This window comes from Streptomyces sp. NPDC086080 (assembly GCF_044540255.1).
Lineage (GTDB): Bacteria > Actinomycetota > Actinomycetes > Streptomycetales > Streptomycetaceae > Streptomyces.
Window position 1 is genome coordinate 1 of the sequence record NZ_JBITRU010000053.1, and the last position, 16,074, is coordinate 16,074.

General features: G+C 69.6%; 17 protein-coding genes and 1 pseudogene. 8 read left to right on the plus strand and 10 right to left on the minus strand.

Annotated features, from left to right (window positions below):
- Nucleotides 1-92 precede the first annotated feature (92 nt).
- Nucleotides 93-2,201, minus strand: coding sequence for a prolyl oligopeptidase family serine peptidase (locus tag ACIF9R_RS35495; RefSeq protein WP_399986796.1), 2,109 nt, complete (start codon nt 2,199-2,201; stop codon nt 93-95).
- A gap of 537 nt (nt 2,202-2,738) precedes the next feature.
- Between ACIF9R_RS35495 and ACIF9R_RS35500 the strand changes: the two genes are divergently transcribed.
- Nucleotides 2,739-3,179, plus strand: a complete 441-nt coding sequence (locus ACIF9R_RS35500) for a hypothetical protein (protein WP_399986798.1) — start codon at nt 2,739-2,741, stop codon at nt 3,177-3,179.
- The gene (locus ACIF9R_RS35505) at nt 3,172-4,488 is read left to right on the plus strand and encodes a hypothetical protein (RefSeq protein ID WP_399986800.1); all 1,317 of its coding nucleotides are present in this window, start codon (nt 3,172-3,174) and stop codon (nt 4,486-4,488) included. The genes ACIF9R_RS35500 and ACIF9R_RS35505 overlap by 8 nt, the downstream gene beginning before the upstream one ends.
- A 214-nt stretch (nt 4,489-4,702) precedes the next feature.
- Here ACIF9R_RS35505 and ACIF9R_RS35510 read toward each other — a convergent pair whose 3' ends face one another.
- Entirely contained in the window at nt 4,703-5,218 is a 516-nt protein-coding gene (locus ACIF9R_RS35510) for a hypothetical protein (protein ID WP_399986802.1), read from the minus strand.
- A 67-nt stretch (nt 5,219-5,285) separates the two neighbouring features.
- Here ACIF9R_RS35510 and ACIF9R_RS35515 point away from each other — a divergent pair, with 67 nt between their 5' ends.
- On the plus strand, nt 5,286-6,704 hold the full coding sequence (locus ACIF9R_RS35515) for a hypothetical protein (protein WP_399986804.1): 1,419 nt from the start codon (nt 5,286-5,288) through the stop codon (nt 6,702-6,704).
- A gap of 289 nt (nt 6,705-6,993) precedes the next feature.
- Here the strand turns inward: ACIF9R_RS35515 and ACIF9R_RS35520 are convergent, their stop codons facing one another.
- The 5 genes and pseudogenes from ACIF9R_RS35520 to ACIF9R_RS35540 all read right to left on the minus strand — a co-directional run.
- Nucleotides 6,994-7,341, minus strand: coding sequence for a helix-turn-helix domain-containing protein (locus tag ACIF9R_RS35520; RefSeq protein WP_399986806.1), 348 nt, complete (start codon nt 7,339-7,341; stop codon nt 6,994-6,996).
- A complete protein-coding gene (locus ACIF9R_RS35525; protein WP_399986808.1) occupies nt 7,338-8,531 on the minus strand; it encodes a tyrosine-type recombinase/integrase in 1,194 nt (397 codons plus the stop codon). The genes ACIF9R_RS35520 and ACIF9R_RS35525 overlap by 4 nt, the downstream gene beginning before the upstream one ends.
- 105 nt (nt 8,532-8,636) lie before the next feature.
- On the minus strand, nt 8,637-8,771 hold the full coding sequence (locus ACIF9R_RS35530; protein ID WP_399986810.1) for a hypothetical protein: 135 nt from the start codon (nt 8,769-8,771) through the stop codon (nt 8,637-8,639).
- A gap of 454 nt (nt 8,772-9,225) precedes the next feature.
- A complete protein-coding gene (locus tag ACIF9R_RS35535; protein WP_399986858.1) occupies nt 9,226-9,819 on the minus strand; it encodes an SMI1/KNR4 family protein in 594 nt (197 codons plus the stop codon).
- A 219-nt stretch (nt 9,820-10,038) separates the two neighbouring features.
- Nucleotides 10,039-10,194 (minus strand): annotated as a pseudogene (locus ACIF9R_RS35540) (transposase); the annotation flags it as partial.
- Nucleotides 10,195-10,439: 245 nt separating this feature from the next.
- Between ACIF9R_RS35540 and ACIF9R_RS35545 the strand changes: the two are divergent.
- Genes ACIF9R_RS35545 through ACIF9R_RS35555 form a run of 3 tightly spaced genes read left to right on the plus strand, consistent with a single transcriptional unit; the run spans nt 10,440 to nt 12,600 of the window.
- Nucleotides 10,440-11,096, plus strand: coding sequence for an RNA polymerase sigma factor (locus tag ACIF9R_RS35545; protein ID WP_399986811.1), 657 nt, complete (start codon nt 10,440-10,442; stop codon nt 11,094-11,096).
- On the plus strand, nt 11,093-12,175 hold the full coding sequence (locus ACIF9R_RS35550; RefSeq protein ID WP_399986813.1) for a CU044_5270 family protein: 1,083 nt from the start codon (nt 11,093-11,095) through the stop codon (nt 12,173-12,175). The genes ACIF9R_RS35545 and ACIF9R_RS35550 overlap by 4 nt, the downstream gene beginning before the upstream one ends.
- A gap of 29 nt (nt 12,176-12,204) precedes the next feature.
- Nucleotides 12,205-12,600: a hypothetical protein gene (locus ACIF9R_RS35555; RefSeq protein WP_399986815.1), complete on the plus strand. Its 396-nt coding sequence runs from the start codon at nt 12,205-12,207 to the stop codon at nt 12,598-12,600.
- Nucleotides 12,601-12,846: 246 nt separating this feature from the next.
- On the opposite strand, the gene ACIF9R_RS35560 is transcribed toward ACIF9R_RS35555, so the two are convergent.
- The 3 genes from ACIF9R_RS35560 to ACIF9R_RS35570 all read right to left on the minus strand — a co-directional run bounded on the left by ACIF9R_RS35560 (nt 12,847) and on the right by ACIF9R_RS35570 (nt 14,578).
- Nucleotides 12,847-13,233 (minus strand): fic family toxin-antitoxin system, toxin component, encoded by a 387-nt coding sequence (locus tag ACIF9R_RS35560; RefSeq protein ID WP_399986817.1) that lies wholly within the window; start codon nt 13,231-13,233, stop codon nt 12,847-12,849.
- Entirely contained in the window at nt 13,230-13,526 is a 297-nt protein-coding gene (locus tag ACIF9R_RS35565; protein ID WP_399986818.1) for a hypothetical protein, read from the minus strand. Before ACIF9R_RS35565 ends, ACIF9R_RS35560 begins: the two co-directional genes overlap by 4 nt.
- Before the next feature lie 251 nt (nt 13,527-13,777).
- The gene (locus ACIF9R_RS35570; protein ID WP_399986820.1) at nt 13,778-14,578 is read right to left on the minus strand and encodes a helix-turn-helix domain-containing protein; all 801 of its coding nucleotides are present in this window, start codon (nt 14,576-14,578) and stop codon (nt 13,778-13,780) included.
- Between the two features lie 268 nt (nt 14,579-14,846).
- On the opposite strand from ACIF9R_RS35570, the gene ACIF9R_RS35575 reads away from it, so the two are divergent.
- Entirely contained in the window at nt 14,847-15,131 is a 285-nt protein-coding gene (locus tag ACIF9R_RS35575; RefSeq protein ID WP_399986822.1) for a hypothetical protein, read from the plus strand.
- A gap of 426 nt (nt 15,132-15,557) precedes the next feature.
- Nucleotides 15,558-16,067, plus strand: a complete 510-nt coding sequence (gene rsgA / locus ACIF9R_RS35580) for a GTPase RsgA (RefSeq protein ID WP_399986824.1) — start codon at nt 15,558-15,560, stop codon at nt 16,065-16,067.
- Nucleotides 16,068-16,074: the final 7 nt, after the last annotated feature.

Genomic DNA, 16,074 nt, shown 5'->3' on the forward strand with positions numbered 1-16,074 from the left:
AGCGGGTACTTCCTCGGTGCAGGCATCGTCTGGGCTCCTCTCGCAAAACCCATCTGACCCTCCGTCATCTGTTCCCGCATCTCGGGGGAACCTCACTGGAGGAATTCCAGTTGGTGCTCCAGCAGCCGGGCGAACGTGTCGTTGGCCGGTGCGGCATGTGTCATCCCGCTCAGCGGCAGCACCTCGTGCGGCTTCCCCGCGGCCAGCAGAGCGCTGGAGAGTTGCAGCGTACTGGCCACGAAGACGTTGTCGTCCGCCAGTCCGTGCATCAGCAGCAGCGGGCGGCTGAGCTTTGGAGCGTCGGCAAGAAGCGAGGACAGCTCATAGTGCTCCGGGTATTGGTCGGGCAGACCGAGGAAGCGTTCTTTCCAGCAGGCGTCGTAGAGATGCTGGTCGGTGAGCGGGGCGCCGGCCACTGCGGCGTGGAAAGTATCGGGTCGGCGCAGCACCGCGGCGGCGGCGAGCATCCCGCTGAACGACCAGCCGCGGATGCCGACCCGGTCGAGATCCAGCTCCGGGTGGCGTTCGGCGGTCGCGTGCAGCGCGGCAATCTGGTCGTCCAGGGTCGGGCCGATCAGGTCACCGAAGATCTCCTTCTCCCAGCGCGGCCCGCGTCCGGGCGTGCCGGCGCCGTCCGTCACCAGCACCGCGAAGCCCTGTTCGGCGAACCACTGCGAGACGAGGGTGTGAGAGGTCTGTTCGGCCATCACCTTCTGCATCGCGGGGCCGCCGTAGGGGTCGACCAGCACCGGCAGCGGGGCATCACCGGCCTTGTGCCAGGACGGCAGGAAGAGGTGTGTGCGCAGTTCACGCGGTCCGACGGCGGCGGATTCGACACGCAGTCGCAGCAGCGGGCGTTGGGCGTACGAGCTGATTTCGACGGGCGCGGGGCCAACCGGTTCCGGTCGGCCGTCCCTGGTCAGGCGGTACACGGCGGTGTGCGCGCCCGGCAGCTCCAGCGTGCGCGTGGTGTGTACAAACGTGCCGCCGCCGAATGCGCCGGAGTGCACCCCCGGCTGCTCGGTCAACCGGTGTATGCCCTGGCCCGGACGGTACCTCCACACATGGCGCTCGGTGGGTTCCGCGGCTGCCGTGAAAAGCACCGTCTCGCCGTCCACCGCGAGCACCTCGTGCAGTTGCAGGCCGTCCGGTGTGACCGGGGTGCCGTCGATGCTCAGGTGCCGGGTTTCGTCCCGGTCGAGGTAGTCGACGAGCAGACCGGTAACTGTCCGCGCGGGCACTCCGGGCACCAGCAGTTCCACCCAGCGCTCATCGTGCCGCTCGGACAGGAGGCTGGTCGTACCGTCTGCCGGGTCAACGGCCAGTACCTGGAGGGTGCGCTGGTCGCGGCTGAGTACGGCGGCGAACGGACCGTGCCCGTCCCAGCCGGCCGCAGGCAGGTACTCGAAGCCGGCCCGGTCCCAGCGGACCTCGGTACGGTTGCCCGCCAGATCGGCGATCCAGAGCGTGACCTCGGCGTTGGCAGTACCGACCTGCGGGTAGCGCATGGTGCGCGGCGGCTCGGCGGGATTGGCCGGATCGGTGATGTACCACAGCCCGACCTTCCGGTTGTCCACCCGGGTGGTCAGCAGCCGCTCTCCGTCCGGTGCCCACCAGTACGCCCGGTAGCGGCCCATCGACTCGCTCGCCGCATGCTCCGGCAGGCCGAAGAAGACGTCCGGACCTTCCGCCGACTCGGGCGCGGCCACCGTTCGGTCGCCACTGCCGTCGGCGCCGATTATTCGGAGCACGCCGCCGGAGACGTAGGCGATGTTCCGGCCGTCCGGGGACGGGCGTGGGTCCACCACCGGCTGCCGGGCGGGTAGTTGCCGCACAGCGCCGGAGCCCGTTTCCACCACCCACAGCTGCCCGGAGAGGGCGAACGCGGCCACCTGGGCGGCCGTGTCGGTGGCATAGTCGGTGATCCCGGCGGCCTGCTGCCGGGCGCGCTCGCGCCGGATGCGCTCCTCCTCCGGCACCTCATCGGTCGCGTCGCCGAGCAGCCCGGCGGGGTCGGCCAGCAGTCGCTCCGCGCCGGTTGCCAGGTCGAGCGTCCATAGGCACCCGACCGGATCGTCCCCGGCCCGGCTCCGCAGGAACAGGACACAAGCATCGTCCGGCGCCACGGTGAAACGGGCGGGTGCGCCGAGGGTGAAGCGGCGGGTGCGGGCGAGCTGTCGCAGAAGTGGGGATGTCACCATGCCTGGCACTGTGTCATTCGTTCGGTACAGCACCATGGGAATATCGAGATCGTTCCCCGTGGGCTTCATCGTGCCGACTCGTTCGTGGCCGGTTCAGGCAGCCGTGCGGAAACCGGTGGCAGCCCGGGCGGTGTCGTAGTCGCCGAAGCGCAGCACGTTGTCCCTAATAGACGGCCTTCCACACCCCGCACGGGATGAACCGGGAGAAGAGCGCAACGTAGGTGTCGGAAACGAGAGGGTGGGCGATCCCGCCATAGCCGGAAGCGCGCGGGTTCGCGGATTCCTGGACGCGAACGGGGCGGAACCCGAGTGTGGTTGGGAGTTTAGACGTCGGTGGGGGCTCGGTTCATGCGTGCGCAGAGCGGTCATGTGGCCGTGCGGCCGGTGTCGCGCAGCGCGACAGAGTGCGCCACCTCCTCGCGGCATTGTTGGGACCCGCCCCCTCGTAGGCCGTCCCGCGTAGGCGCTATGTGAGTGAGCACAGTTTTTCGTTGGGGGGCAGGGGTATGCCGGGGTTGATGAGCCGGTGAGGGAGGGGTGGCGATGGCACATGTCCAAGAAGTAGTCCGTGTTCATCTGTTCACAAGCACAGAGGAGGCGGATCAGGCGGAAGTGATGCTGGCCGAGTCCGGGATGCGTGGCAGGAGGCTGCCGGCTCACGGCAGCGTGCCGCTGGCCGAAGTACTGTTCGCGGCGTCCGCGTCCCTGACCGCGCTGACCCATCTCATCAGCGTGCTCAGGCGTCAGCTCAAACGGGGAGTGTTGGTCGACGCCTTGGGCGCGGACGGCGTCGTCGTTAAGGCAGACGGTTCACTACCACGCGGAATGGTCGTCATCCGTAACCCCAACGGCGAAGTTGAAGTCCGTGACGCCGAGGGCATCGGGCAGGCCCTGCTCGGCGCGGTCGGCACGGTGAGTGGCCGGGAGCAGGAACAGCAGCCCACCGTTCCTCCCGCTCCTGGCGGTTCCGGTGCCTGAAGAGAGCTATAGCCGCAGCATTCTGTTCGCGAAGTACCAGAACGCTGAACTGGCCAAAGAGGCGATAAGCCTCGCCCGGGCATTCGCCGACGTGAAGTTCCTCCGTACGGCCAAACCAGGGACCACACTGCCGCACGACTGGTCGCGGTACGTGGCGATCAACAACGTACTCCGGCACACGCTGGACGGAGCGCTGCTGGCGTACGCCTTCTCGCCACGCGAAGACGGCACCATGCGGGACTGGGAGGAGGCTGGCCGGCTGGCCAGCCGAGTGGAGGCGTTCGTCGTGCCCTCCGCTGCCGTGGAATGCCAGGTCATCGAGCACGAGGTGGACGGCCGGGAGCCGGCATACCTCATCGCGGTGTCCCCGATTGTGAGCGAGTTGATGGCAGTCCTCATGTGGGCGCTGCCCACGGTGCTCCTGCACTACGAGATGCTGCGTCACAAGCCCGGCGAGGAGCATTTCCGTGAGCTTATGAGCATGTATGGACCCGGCAGCCGGGAGCTGGAGGAGAGCGACTACATCGTGGGAACACGGTTGGTCCAGCGGCTTGATGACTGCATCGACTCGTACCTGCGAGCCTGGGTTACCAACGGTGCCACCGAGCCTTGGTCGATCATCCCTACGGGAGACAGAGTGCTGGCGGAGGAGCGTGTGGATGCGAGCACCACATATGCCGCCTGCACTGGATTCCTCCTCTCGCACGAACTTCACCACATCCAGGGCGGCCACTTCCTCGCAGCGGATCCGGACGCGGCACTGGCGCCGTTCCTGTCGGACCTGCCTGAGGAGACCCGGCGGGAGGTCGAAGCCGACTGCTCGGCATTCACTCTGCTGCTGAACAGTCTGATCGTTCGCGAGGCCGGTGAAGACAGGCGCCCGCGCATTCCGAACTTCAAGAACCTGAAGAAGGCCAATCCATTCAGCCGTACCTCGCTCCTGCCGGGGAAGCGCCGCCGCCAGAGCCAGGCTCATGCCCAGTTCCTGCGCGCATGCGTGCACCGGGCTACGGAGGCCATGCTCTCCTTCTACGCGGTCATGGACCTTCTTGCCGCCATGGCAGGGCAGGACGGCCAGACAGCTCAGGCAGCGCGCTTCGCGCGCGTCGCGGAGCGCCGGGGTGTCGTCCGCTCGTACGTGAAGTGGCTGCTCGGCCGGATCGAGGACGACTGGGGGGCGCGAGTGTGGCACCCCGAGGAGGCCGAACTGTGGACCGGCCTCGATGACCACATCGAGCACCTGAAACAGACCATCGTGCCTGCGTGGAAGTCGAGCGGAGCAACTTTCGCCCGCCCAGACGAACGTTGAGACGCAGATACCCGGGAGCCGGGAGGCGGTGCCGTCTCCCAGGCGATCCTGTTGGTGATCTCGACGGGGCCATGCGGCGGCTGTGCACCGCGCGTGAATCGGCTGGCTCGGCGGCGGGCTGTCGGTGTGGTGCCGACCCAGTCGGCGATGCGGGCGACATTGCAGCACCGGGGACACACACCGCGCTCGGACGGGGTCGGCCTTGGACTTCGCATCATCGCCAGAGGGTGGACCGGCGTTCGGGGTGGGCGGTGTAGATGTACTTCATCGCGGTCTCGGCGGCGATGCCGAAGACGCGCATGAGGTGGACCGGGTCGGCGGTGTGGCGGGCTTCGTCGAGGATGCGGTCCTGGCGGAGCTTGGACGGGCTCAGGCCCAGAGGACGGAAGACGTCGTTCATGACCATGGTGGAGACCGGCGGGAGCCGGTCGTCGGCCACGGTCTGCTGGCTGACCAGAAGGTAGGGGTTGGCCGTGCGAGGCCACCGCTGGTGACGGTCGCGGAGCCAGTCCTTCGCGAGGGTGTGCGTGAGTTCGTCGAGGTAGACGGTGTGCCGCAGGTCCCGCCGGACCGTCAGACGGCCGCGAGCAAGGTCGAGATCGGCCAGGAGGAGGTGGCAGGTCTCGCGTCGGCCGAGGCCGTGGACGGCGACGAGCGCGACAGCGAACTTGGCCATCGGCGTGCCGGCGCGGTCGACCAGGCCGCGGAGCCGGTCGGTGGGGATCGGCACGGGCAGACGCGCGGCCGTGGACAGCGAGACACCTCGGGTGGGGTCGCGGAAGACCAGTCGTTCTTGCTTGAGGGCCTGGAACAGGCTGCGCAGTGCGCTGAGGAGGACCGGGCCGCTGGGCGAGGGCGTCCTGGACGTCGTCCTTGGTGATCTCGCGCAGGCTGGTGATGCGGGCGGTCCAGCCCGTCAGGACCGGGTGGAGGTAGCCGAGGTACTTGCGGATCGTCTCGAACGGCATCGCGGGGTGCTCGCGGCGGCCCTCGCCGCGCAGGACCATCACCCAGCGGCGGAGTTCGTCCGCGAGGGGCCCGGGGAAGGTCTGGATGCGTTCCTCGATGGCCCACTGGTGGATGTCGGCCTGGCGGGCGGGGTCGGGGATGACCAGGCCGCGGCGGGTGAGGAACTGCAGGATCCGACGTGCGCTGGTGCCGGGCCGGTCGGCGGGCAGGGATCGGATGTCGGCCTCGTGGATGGGGGCGTCCGCGCCGAGGCGGGCCAGCAGGATGCGCAGGCTGCGGGCGGCGAGACGCTGTACCTGTTCGTCCCAGCCCTGCTGCTGTGCGTGGTGCCGGAAGTCGTCGAGCAGGGCCTGGGCGGCGGGGGTGAGGGAGGGCAGGCGGTCCAGTTCCCCGACGGCTATGCAGGTCCAGTCGCGCCGGACGTCGAACAGCGCGGTCTGGGCCGGGTTGACCAGGTGCGGCGAGACGGGCGGTGCGGGCGGGCGCGCGAGGGCGGCTCGTTGCCGGGCCTTGTCGTGCGACGCGTCATAGCCGAGCGCCCCGGGGCGGATCGCGAGCCTGGGCGCGAGATCGCCGCCGAACCACAGCTGGGTCCACGTCTCGTCCCGGGCACCGGGGCCGTGGTGGTCGATGTGGAGGCAGCAGGCCCGGCAGATCCCGTCCAGCAGCGGGACGTCCCGGCGTCCGCAGCGGTGGCAGTCGCCGACCGGGTGCTTGCCCCAACAGTTGCAGCCGGAACAGAGCGAGCGGAATCCCCAGCAGTCGCAGTGCCGACAACTGCGGTGCGGCTTGGGCGGGACGACCGGACGGCGGCGTCGGCGCGGGCGAAGAATCCCAGCCTCGCGCAGAATGTCGGCAGCGGCGCTCTGGCTGCGGGGCAGATCGTCGAGTATCTCCTCGGCGACCAAGTCCTCGCCGTCGGCGTCCCGGACGGCCAGGGCCAGCCGGAGCATCCAGCAGGCCACCCGCCACCACTGTTTGCTCAGCCCCTGCTCGGCGGCCTGGGCGATGGCGATGGCCTGCAGGCGGTCGTAGTCGGCGAGGTCCCGGTCGCGGATGCGCCGGACATGCTTCTGAGCGAGGCGCCGACGGGGACGGAACAGAAGAAGCTGGCCGCGTACGGCCGGCGGACACACGCACGGGTCGTCGCTTGGCCCGGCCGCTGCGATCCGTTGACGCTCCAGCCAGGACCGCGGGCGACTCGCGTCGCGCGACCGCCCCTTCAGCGGGCGGTCGATCGGCTGTGACCGGGGCGGACGGATACCGGGCAGGATCAGCGCGAGCTGACACGGCTGCCCGGCGACAGGTACAGCGATCCATTCGGCGTCGAAGGTCCGGATGACCTGCAGACACAGCCGGCACAGCCCGTCGGTGTTGAGGTGGCTGACGTGCCCGCAGCGGCGGCAGGTGGCCTGTTCGGGGTGGAGCTGTCGCCAGGACGAGCAGGCGACGCAGTCGGCGTACTGCGGCTTCTCGCCCCACCCCAGGCAGACCCGGCACTGCCCGATGGGCCATGCCTTGCGCTGTGCCATGGCGTCAGTTCGGCGGCAGCGACCGGCGCGAGCGGCCCTGACTTCTGCGCGGGGTCGGCCGCACCGCCCGGTTCCCTTCGCCCTCGGCCCCGACCGCCCGCTTGCCGGTCTCCCGCTCACCTCCGTCGGCGACAGCCAGCGGCTCGGCCTCCAGCAGATCGGCGACCGTGCAGTTCAGCGCGGCACACATCTTGTCCAGATCGTCCAGTCTCACCGAGATCGGCTTGCCTCCCCACAAGGCGGCGACCTTGCTCAACGACGGGCTGAAGCCAACCTGTTGGAACGCGGCCAGCAGGTCGCTGGGCCGCCAGATGTCACGCTTGGCCGCCGCCCAGCGCAGATTCCACTTCACCGCAGATTCCCCTTGTCCATCATGAGTCGCTGCACGGCCCGCCCGGAGGCGGCCAGACTCGCCGCCTCCGGGTCCGCGTGGGCGGTGGCGAGGTACGAAACCGTGGTCGTTGGCCGGTCATGTCCGAGCATTTTCTGTACCTCCCACAGCGACATCCCGCGCTCGTAGTTGTGGGTCGCCGCAGCGTGTCTGAGCAAGTGGGGATGGAGGTGGGTGACCGGGCCGGTGAGGAACCGCTGCCCGGCCGTCTTCAGTGCTTTCCGGAACGTCGAGGGTGTCACCGCGGTGCCTGGCGTCGGCATGTTCAGCGCGGAGACCGCCGGCGGAAGACGTTCGGAGGGGAACAGCGGCGCCCGTGGGTCCTCTGGGTCGTCGCTGAACTCGCCGCGGACTTCCTCGATGTACCACCACAGCAGATCACGGCCCTCCTGAAACAGATACGCCTCTCGCTGCCGGGGGCCGGAACCGCGGGCGCCCTTGCCGTTGACCAGGAAGCGACCCCACTGCCCGGACTCCCAATGCGCATCTCCGATGCACACGCCGCACAGCTCGGCGGCCCGTACCCCGGAGATGTAGGTGAGCTTGCCCATCACGTAGTCGCGGCGGGCGATGACCGGCTTGCGGGCGTCCTCCAGCGAGTTGCGCCAGCGGGCGAAGAACTCCCGGGTGGCCCGCTGCGACGGCGGCACCCGTAGCCCGAAGTCCCCTCGGTGCTTCGGTCGGTTGAACGGATCGATGGGCGACTCGACGGCAGCCCCGAACCTCCGGGCGATCTCTCCGGCATAACGCTGTTCGAGGAACGCGAAGTAGTGGTCGATCTGGTTCATCTTCTGCCGGACCGTGGAGCGGCCGCGCTTGCCAGGCCCGGCGAAGTACCGGTCGACCTGCCGCGGCGTCAGCCGCCACGGCACCAGGCCGTAGTGCTGGCAGATCTCGATGACCGGCTTGACCAGACGGTCCAGCGTGGTCGCGGCCAGCCCGGCCGCGTCCCGGGCCCACTGGTACTCGGCGACGGTGTCCAGGAAGAAGGACTCCTCGTCCCCGTCGGTCAGCGCGGCCGACTGCCGTCGTTGCAGCGTGACGACCTCCGCCAGGCCCGGCTCCAGCTCCGGCTCCACGGCGGGACTGTCCGCGTCGCCACCCGCTCGGGGCCGTACGACGGACAGCAGGTGTGTCCTGGAATCCACCATGACACGGCAGATACACGAGCTTCTCCAGAAATCCTGTTAGCACTGGCAGAATCCTGCACCACTGAGGTTCCGGCTGCAGGTGGCGGTTGAGCTGCTGAGATGCAGCTACGCGACCAGGGAGAACTCCGGGGAACCCGCTCCTACTCCAGTTCCATAGTTGACCACGTCAGCCCCGCACCGGTTGAGGACCGGGACGGTGAAGTGGCGTTTCGCGATCGCGCCGAGCTCGTGTGCCGTCACGCTGCCCCGCCACACACCTCGGCTATTACGCCGTAATAGCCGAGGGCACCCACCTCGCACCGCCGCCATGTGGGGGAGGCGCGTAGCGAGCAAGTCCCTTGCTGGACCTGCGGATGACGCGAGCGGGCACCCGGGTCGCACCGGTTCGCTGCCGCATCGACTTCACGTACGAGCTGGCCGTTCCCGGCTTCCATCACCGTGTGCTGGCCGACTGCCGCGAGCGTCTCACCGAGGGCGGCCGAACCGACCGTCTCCACGACCTCAAGCTCGTACCCCTGACGAAGGCCAGTCTCGTCTGCGAGCGCACCACCCGGCGAGCACCGACTTCACCCACGTGGACTCGGACGAGAACTGGTCACCGAGGCCGTCCGTGCCACGCTGGAAGAGTCGGCACCAGGCGGTTAGGGACCTGACCGCTCCTGACCTGGCCTGGCCGGGTATCGGCTCGGTGCGTTCACCAGTCGAGCAGATCCACGGAACTCCGACCGAGCCAGTCCGTGAACGGCACCGGCCGACCGTCCAGGTTCAGCGGAAGAATCTGGTCACAGGTCGCGCGGCCGCCGAACCACATCGTGCCTCGGTGCGGACCAGTGACGACGAGCAGGGTCGAGAAGCCACAGCCGTTTTCCTGGATGAACACGGCGCCGGACGTCTTGCGCTCCTGGAACACCTCGTACTCCGCGTCCCACTGCTTCCACGCCTGCTGGTAGGCCTCATGGTCCGGGAAGTTCTCTTCCAGCGGCTCGCGTGCGTCCAGCTTGTTTTCGTCAGCGCGGTAAGAGTCAGGTTGTGGGAAGGCAGTGGTGAGCAGGTCGTAGTTGGTGCTTGAGTCTCCCTGCCAGCCCCATCCTGCCGGGGTGCGGCGGAGGCGGTTCACCGCACCGCCGGCGCTCTGACGCAGCAAGTACTCCCGGTACTCGACAGGAAAAATGATGGAGGCGCGACGGCCGCTGACGGCCTCGCTGCCCTTTGAGCGCGTTCGCACGGGTCTCAGGGCCGCGCCGCGTTCGAAGCCGGCTGGCTCGAGGAGACCGGGAGGATCGGCCACATCAAGTACTACCGGATCGACCCGAGACGGATGGGCACGAACGTCGTCGTCCCGCTGCGCCGCGCGACCTGACCGCTCCCAGGACCGTACCTCATGTACGTCACGTACATGAGGTACGGTCCTGGGAACACGGTGTGTTGACGGGTATGCAACATCCCCGTCGTCGGCGCACCCGTCGGCCACTACCCGCACCGGCCGCTCACCCGCACCGGGCTCTTGGGCGGCGCGGTCCTTCTTCACCCGTCCCCGCAAGGACTCCGAACTCATCCCGAGCTCTCGGGCGACCTCGGCCACCGTCCGACCCGACGACCGCACGAGCTCAATCGCGTCCCTCTTGTACTCGTCCGAGTACCGCTTCGTGTACGTGCTTCCCACCTGGCACTACTCCCTCTGGAACCTCAGATCCCAGTCTCCGGGTGTCCATGATCAAGGGGAAGCTTCAACCAACCTTTTGAACCACACATCAGACTGATCGGGTACCGATTCCGGTCGGCTCTGTTCAATTTCGTCGCCGTGGCGGACTCTCGGTTGCGGCCGTCAGGTCGGCGCCGCGCCGACCGAGCGCGCCCGGTGTGGTGCAGGACACAGGAACTCGGTTGCATGGCTGGGCAGTTGTGGACGTGACCACAGATATGCGAAACCGGGTGCGGGACGGTGATCCCGCAGCCTTCGCCGAGTTGTTCGACGCGTATGCGCGTGCGGTGTACAACCACGCTTTCCGGCTGACGGCGGACTGGTCGGCGGCGGAGGACGTCATGTCGGCGACGTTCATGGAGGCGTGGCGGCGGCGGGCGTCGGTGGAGCGGGACAGGGGGTCGTTGCGGCCCTGGCTGCTGGGTATCGCGACGAATGTCGCGCGTTCCCAGTACCGCGGCAACCGGCGTTACCGCAATGCGGCCGAGGCGGCTGCGGCCGCGGGCGCTGCCCAGGAGCAGGTGGACGACCATGCGGAGGAGACCGCGGGGCGGCTGGACGACCGGCGCCGGATCGCGGCGACGCTGACCGCGCTCAGTCTGCTGAAGCGTCCTGAACGTGAGGTGCTGACGCTGTGCCTGTGGGAGGGCCTGGAGTACACGGAGGCCGCCCGGGTGCTGGGGATCCCCGTGGGCACGGTGCGCTCTCGGCTGTCCCGCGCCCGTGGCAGGCTCCGCAAGCTCGCCGACGCCGAACTCCGCACGAATCAGCGGAAAGAGAAACGGGAACCCACTGGCCCGAACCGGCAGATAAGAGGTGATCACGGATACGTGATCCGGTCCGCACAGGAAGGAAACCGATGAACGCCAGTGCCTTTCAGCCGCCTCCGGCTGAGTGGACGGAGACCCAGGACCTCCTGCCCTCCGTCGCGAGGGATCTGCCGGCGGGCCGCCACCAGTTCCACAAGGAGCAGATGATGGCCCGGATCCACGAAGACCTCCGCACCACCAACCTCACCCCCTCCGCCGGCCGGGATGCTTCCGGGGCGGGGCGGCGCAACCCGTTCCTGCGGCGCGTGGTCCTGCTGCCGGCGCTGGCCTTCACGCTGGCGGGGGCGGTCGTGACCGGGGCCGTTCTGGTCGATGGCGGCAAGGACGGCGGTGCGGCCACCCTGGCCACCGGCCCGGCGCTGACCACGGAGATCGGCACCGTGGACGCCAAGGGTGCCCCGCAGCTCCTGGACCGTATCTCCCTGGCCGCCGCCGATGCCGAGGAGCCCGGCCCGCGTGAGGGCCAGTACGTGTACATCGCCTCGAAGGTGGCCGACGCCTACATCAAGATCGTGGGGGACAAGGCGACGGTGGCCAGCAAGAAGCTGCATCCCCGGCAGGTGTGGAATTCCCTCGACGGCCGGGACGGCTGGCTGATCGAGCCCGGTGAGACGGGCAAGGAGGGCATGACCCTGGCCAGCGAGGTCCCGTTCAGTGCGGCCTACGACACCCTGGCGAAGCTGCCCACCGACCCCGACGCGCTGTTGGAGCGGATCTACCGGGAGTCGGACGCGGACCGGGACCCCGAGGTGCCCCGTGACCAGGCGGCGTTCGCCGCCATCGGTGACCTGCTGACCGAGAGCCACCCGCCGGCCGAAGTCGCGGCCGCCCTCTACAAGGCCGCCGCCAAGATCCCCGGAGTGGTGAAGGTGGACGACGCGGTCGACGCCATCGGCCGTCACGGAGTCGCGATCGCGCGGCAGGACGACACCGGCGAACGCGCGGAATGGATCTTCGACAAGAAGACCCTGGCCTTCCTGGGCGAGCGCAACGTGATCGTGGAGAAGTCGGCGGACAGCCCCTTCACGGTCGGCACCGTCACCCACAGCAGCGCCATCACCCAGCGCGCCTTCGTCGACAACCGGAAGCAACTCCCCGGACAGGCCGGCTGATACGCGGCCGTTACTCATCCACAGGAGCGATGGCCCTGCTGGTCGCGGCAGTCGTGACGGGAGTCCGGGTCATTGGACACCGGTCCGGCGCTCGGGGTGCGGGCCGCGGACGCCGCCCCGGAGTACCCAGCCCACTCCGCGGGCACGGCCACCGCCGCGGTGGCAGGCTCGCCGGCAGCCGCACCACGGTCCCGCTCTCACTCCAGGGCCCGGCCGCCCAGCACCTGAAGTCCTTGGTGGTGAAGGTGTCCCACGACGACGGAGCGACCTGGGCCGACACTCCCGTCACCACCAGCGGGGGCAAGGGGACCCTCACCCTGACGCACCCGTCCAAGGCACCCTCGGTCTCCTTCAGGACGACCCTGACCGACACCGACGGCAACACCTACGAGGCGACGATCCTGAAGGCGTACCTCCTGACCTGACGGCAACGATCGTCCCAGGCATCGCCCGGAGGCCTGACGCGTGACCCGACGGACGCTTCGACCGTCCTCGGCGACCGTGTCGGCCCATCGGGCGATGCCGCTCGGCGTGTGGGTGGGGCAGGCAGGGCTGTGGGTGGGGCAGGCAGGGCTGTGGGGCGCCTCGACAGGTGCCCCGGCCCAGGCTCCTTCTCCCTCGGGGACCATGCCATCGGGCGTCCGGACCCGGGACCTGCGTCACCACGAAGATCAGGCGGCAGCCCAGTCACGCAGTTGCCGGGCGATCCGGGCGACGCCGAGAGCGCCGGAGGCCGCGTCGCGTACCAACGCGACGGCTCCCTTGGGCGGGTAGTCCAGAGCGTGCCCGTTGAGGGCCAGGTAGGCCTCGGTCGCGTGCCAGGCGAAGGCCTCGTTCGAGTGCTCCAGGCACGGCAGTCTCGCCAGGGTGTGCAGCAGGGCGGCGGCCTTGAGGTACGGCGACCCGTAGATGTCCCGTTCCATCGCACGGGCGTTGACCCGGGCCGCGGCCGCATACAGCGGTCCGTAGTCGTCGACCTGTGGATCACCCCCGAGGAGCTCGGCGGCGTACAGCAGGAACGTGACGTCGATCGGGTGGAGAGGCTCCTGCTCGCTCACGCGGCGCGGCCCCGCTCCGGCTGATCAAGCTCCTGCCGTGCCTCCCGCTCGAGCGCCCGCTGCTCCGCGCCGGCGTCGACGCTGCTGGGCTCGGCCGCGAAGGCGTCCCCGCTGCGGGCCATGGACGCCTTGAATGCCTCCAGGAAGCGCTGCTCCACCGCGGTCGCCCGGTCGTAGGCGGCCGAGAGGATGTACTCCTGCATGCTGACCCCCGCCTGCTTGGCGGCCGCCGCGATGGCCGCCCGCTGCGCCGAGTCGGGGAAGCGTAGGTTCATCGCCTTGGGATCCGACATGGTACCCACGGTACCAGCGGTACCATCCGGGTGTCCCGGCCGGGGCGGACGGCGAGTCCGCTCACGTCCGGCCCGTCCGCCGCTGGGGGACCGCTCCTCATGTACGTCACGTCGATGAGGTGCGGTCCTGGGGGCAGGGTGCGTTGACGGGTACGCAACGTCTCCGTTGCCGGCGTACCCGTCGGACTGCGCCTGTACCAGCCGCCCGGTCGCTGGGGCGGTCGGTCCGGGCAGTGCGGGAAGGGGACTGCCTAGCGGGCGCAGGCGGGCAGGATGGTGGTGAGCTGGGTCAGATGGTCGGGGTGGACACGGATACCCGGGAGCCAGAGGTGCTCCCCGTGGCGTGTGACCTGGATCCAGATGCTCGTGTGCTTGTGGTTCTCATCCGTGACGGTCACGCCGTTGGCGATGGTGCAGCGGGCCTGGAGGAGGTCGCGGTGCCAGACCCGGTCGGCGGAGTTGGCCGTGTTGTAGGGGCGGTACGGGTTGTAGGCCAGGGACAGCGCGCAGGTGGGTGTGCGGGGTTTCTGGCATTCCTCCTCGACGTTGTGCACGACGACGCCGGCGCTTGCCGTGGCGCCCTGCGCGGGCATGGCACCGGGCCCACCCTGTGCAGGGAACCGGAGCAGCAGTCCCGTGGCGAGGGCACCCGTGGCGGCAGCGACAGCGGCCGCGGCGATCACCCGGGGACGGGACCAGGGCCCGCGCAGCCAACGCAGTTGGCGCAGTCGGGCGGGGCGGAGGAGGGTTGACGGGTCGGCAGCCGGGCCGTTGTCACCGGTCGCGGTTGGCGCGTCGTGGCGAGCGGGGTTGGCCGACTCCCACAGGGCGCGGTACTCGGCGGGGTCCGCGCCCAACGCCCGGCACAGGCCGCTCACCACGGACCAGGTGGGCACGGTCTCGCCCCGGAAATAACGGGAGAGCGACGAGTCGCTGATGCTGACCTGAGTCTCCAGGCTGCGCAGTGGGAGTCCGGACCGCTGCTGCAGACTCCGCAGGGCGTCTCCCAGCTTCCGTGCTGCCGCGCGGTGATCTGGTGGTTGGCCGGTCATCGATCGGCGCCTTTCCGCAAAGGGGGGACCACCGCGTCCCGCCGGCAGTCCCATGTCCCGGGACGGGCACGTCCCAGCAGGCCGGGACTGTATTTATCCCGACATTGGTGAAGCAAACGGGATCTGGTTGTAGGGGTGCCGTTTCCTGCGCAAACTCGGCATACCGGCTGAGCGAATCACCCCCGAGGGTGAGCGTTGCCGGCACCGGGGGCCGTGCGGATGGATGGCGCACGGCCCGACTCGACCCCCTACCGAAAGGAACGTCCCCATGCGTGTACGCAGCGCACTGACCGCCATCGCAGCCCTCGCCGTGGTCGGACTCGGCAGCCTGGGCGCGGCAGCGCCGGTCGTCGCCGCCCCCACCGCGGCATCCCACCAGGTGACCGCCGTCCAGGCGGCCGACAGCCTCGACGTCCACCGCGGCAAGTACATGACCCTGGGCGGCTGTCAGACCGCCGGCCAGCAGGGCATCGACCGCGGCCACTGGGACCGCTACCAGTGTGCCGAGGGCAAGATGTGGCCCTGGACGTGGAACCTGTGGACCAACCGCTGAGCACCTGGCTCCCCGGGTGGCCTCCTCCGCTCACCCCGGAGGAGGCCACCCGGGGCCCGAGCCACCGGAGCCACCGAGGCCCGAGCCGTGCACTGCCGGTTCCGGTCTGCCGCTTCTCGTCGGGCGCCACCGTCAGGTGATCCGCCCGAGGAGCCGGGGCCGCGGCGCGGAGAACAACCTCAGAGATGAGCGATCGCGGCACCGGCCGCCGCCGGAAACGATCGGCTTGCCGGCGGAACGCCCCGCACCGGAGGGCGTCCAGACGTGGCCGTACCCGCGTCGGGCGCCGGTGACCGGTTGACGCCGTGCACCGGCGACTGGGTGGCCGTCCGGCCGGCCGGCGGGGACCTCCGCCACCGTGGCAGAGGTTCTGAAGCGCCGGACCGCTGTGGTCCGCTCCACCGTGTCGCTCACCAAGGCCGCCCGGTGTGCCGACCCCGCCTCGGCGGCCGAGGCGGGGTCGGCACACCGGGCGCGGGCAAGTCCACCCTCGGCAACCGCCTGCTGGGCGAGGACCTCCTGGCCACCGGCGCGGTGCGCGGCAGGGACGGCAAGGGCCGGCACACCACCGCATGGCGGGAGTTGCTGCCGCTGCCCCACGGCGGGGTCCTTCTGGATACCCGGGCCTGCGTGGCGTGGGCCTGCACGACGCCAGCGAAGGCCTGGAGCAGACCTTCGCCGAACTCACCGAAGTGGCCCGGGACTGCCGGTTCGCGGACTGCGCCCACACCACCGAACCGGGCTGCGCGGTGCTGGCCGCCGTCGAGGACGGTCGCCTCACCCGGCGGCGCCTCGACAGCTACCACCGGCTGCGGCGCGAGAACACCTACGCGGCCTCCCGCCGACGCGGCGTTGCGCACCGAGCGGGAATGGCCGAAGAAGCAGATCGCGCGCCACGTGCGCGCCCTCAAGCAGTCCCCGCACTTCAAGGCATGAAGGAAAG

Excerpts from the sequence above, each read along its gene's own strand:
- ACIF9R_RS35565 (WP_399986818.1), bottom strand. The coding sequence starts at position 13,526 with ATGTCGGATCCCAAGGCGATGAACCTACGCTTCCCCGACTCGGCGCAG.
- ACIF9R_RS35570 (WP_399986820.1), bottom strand. The coding sequence starts at position 14,578 with ATGACCGGCCAACCACCAGATCACCGCGCGGCAGCACGGAAGCTGGGA.
- ACIF9R_RS35550 (WP_399986813.1), top strand. The coding sequence starts at position 11,093 with ATGAACGCCAGTGCCTTTCAGCCGCCTCCGGCTGAGTGGACGGAGACC.
- ACIF9R_RS35495 (WP_399986796.1), bottom strand. The coding sequence starts at position 2,201 with ATGGTGACATCCCCACTTCTGCGACAGCTCGCCCGCACCCGCCGCTTC.
- ACIF9R_RS35525 (WP_399986808.1), bottom strand. The coding sequence starts at position 8,531 with ATGGTGGATTCCAGGACACACCTGCTGTCCGTCGTACGGCCCCGAGCG.
- ACIF9R_RS35555 (WP_399986815.1), top strand. The coding sequence starts at position 12,205 with ATGGCCCTGCTGGTCGCGGCAGTCGTGACGGGAGTCCGGGTCATTGGA.
- ACIF9R_RS35575 (WP_399986822.1), top strand. The coding sequence starts at position 14,847 with ATGCGTGTACGCAGCGCACTGACCGCCATCGCAGCCCTCGCCGTGGTC.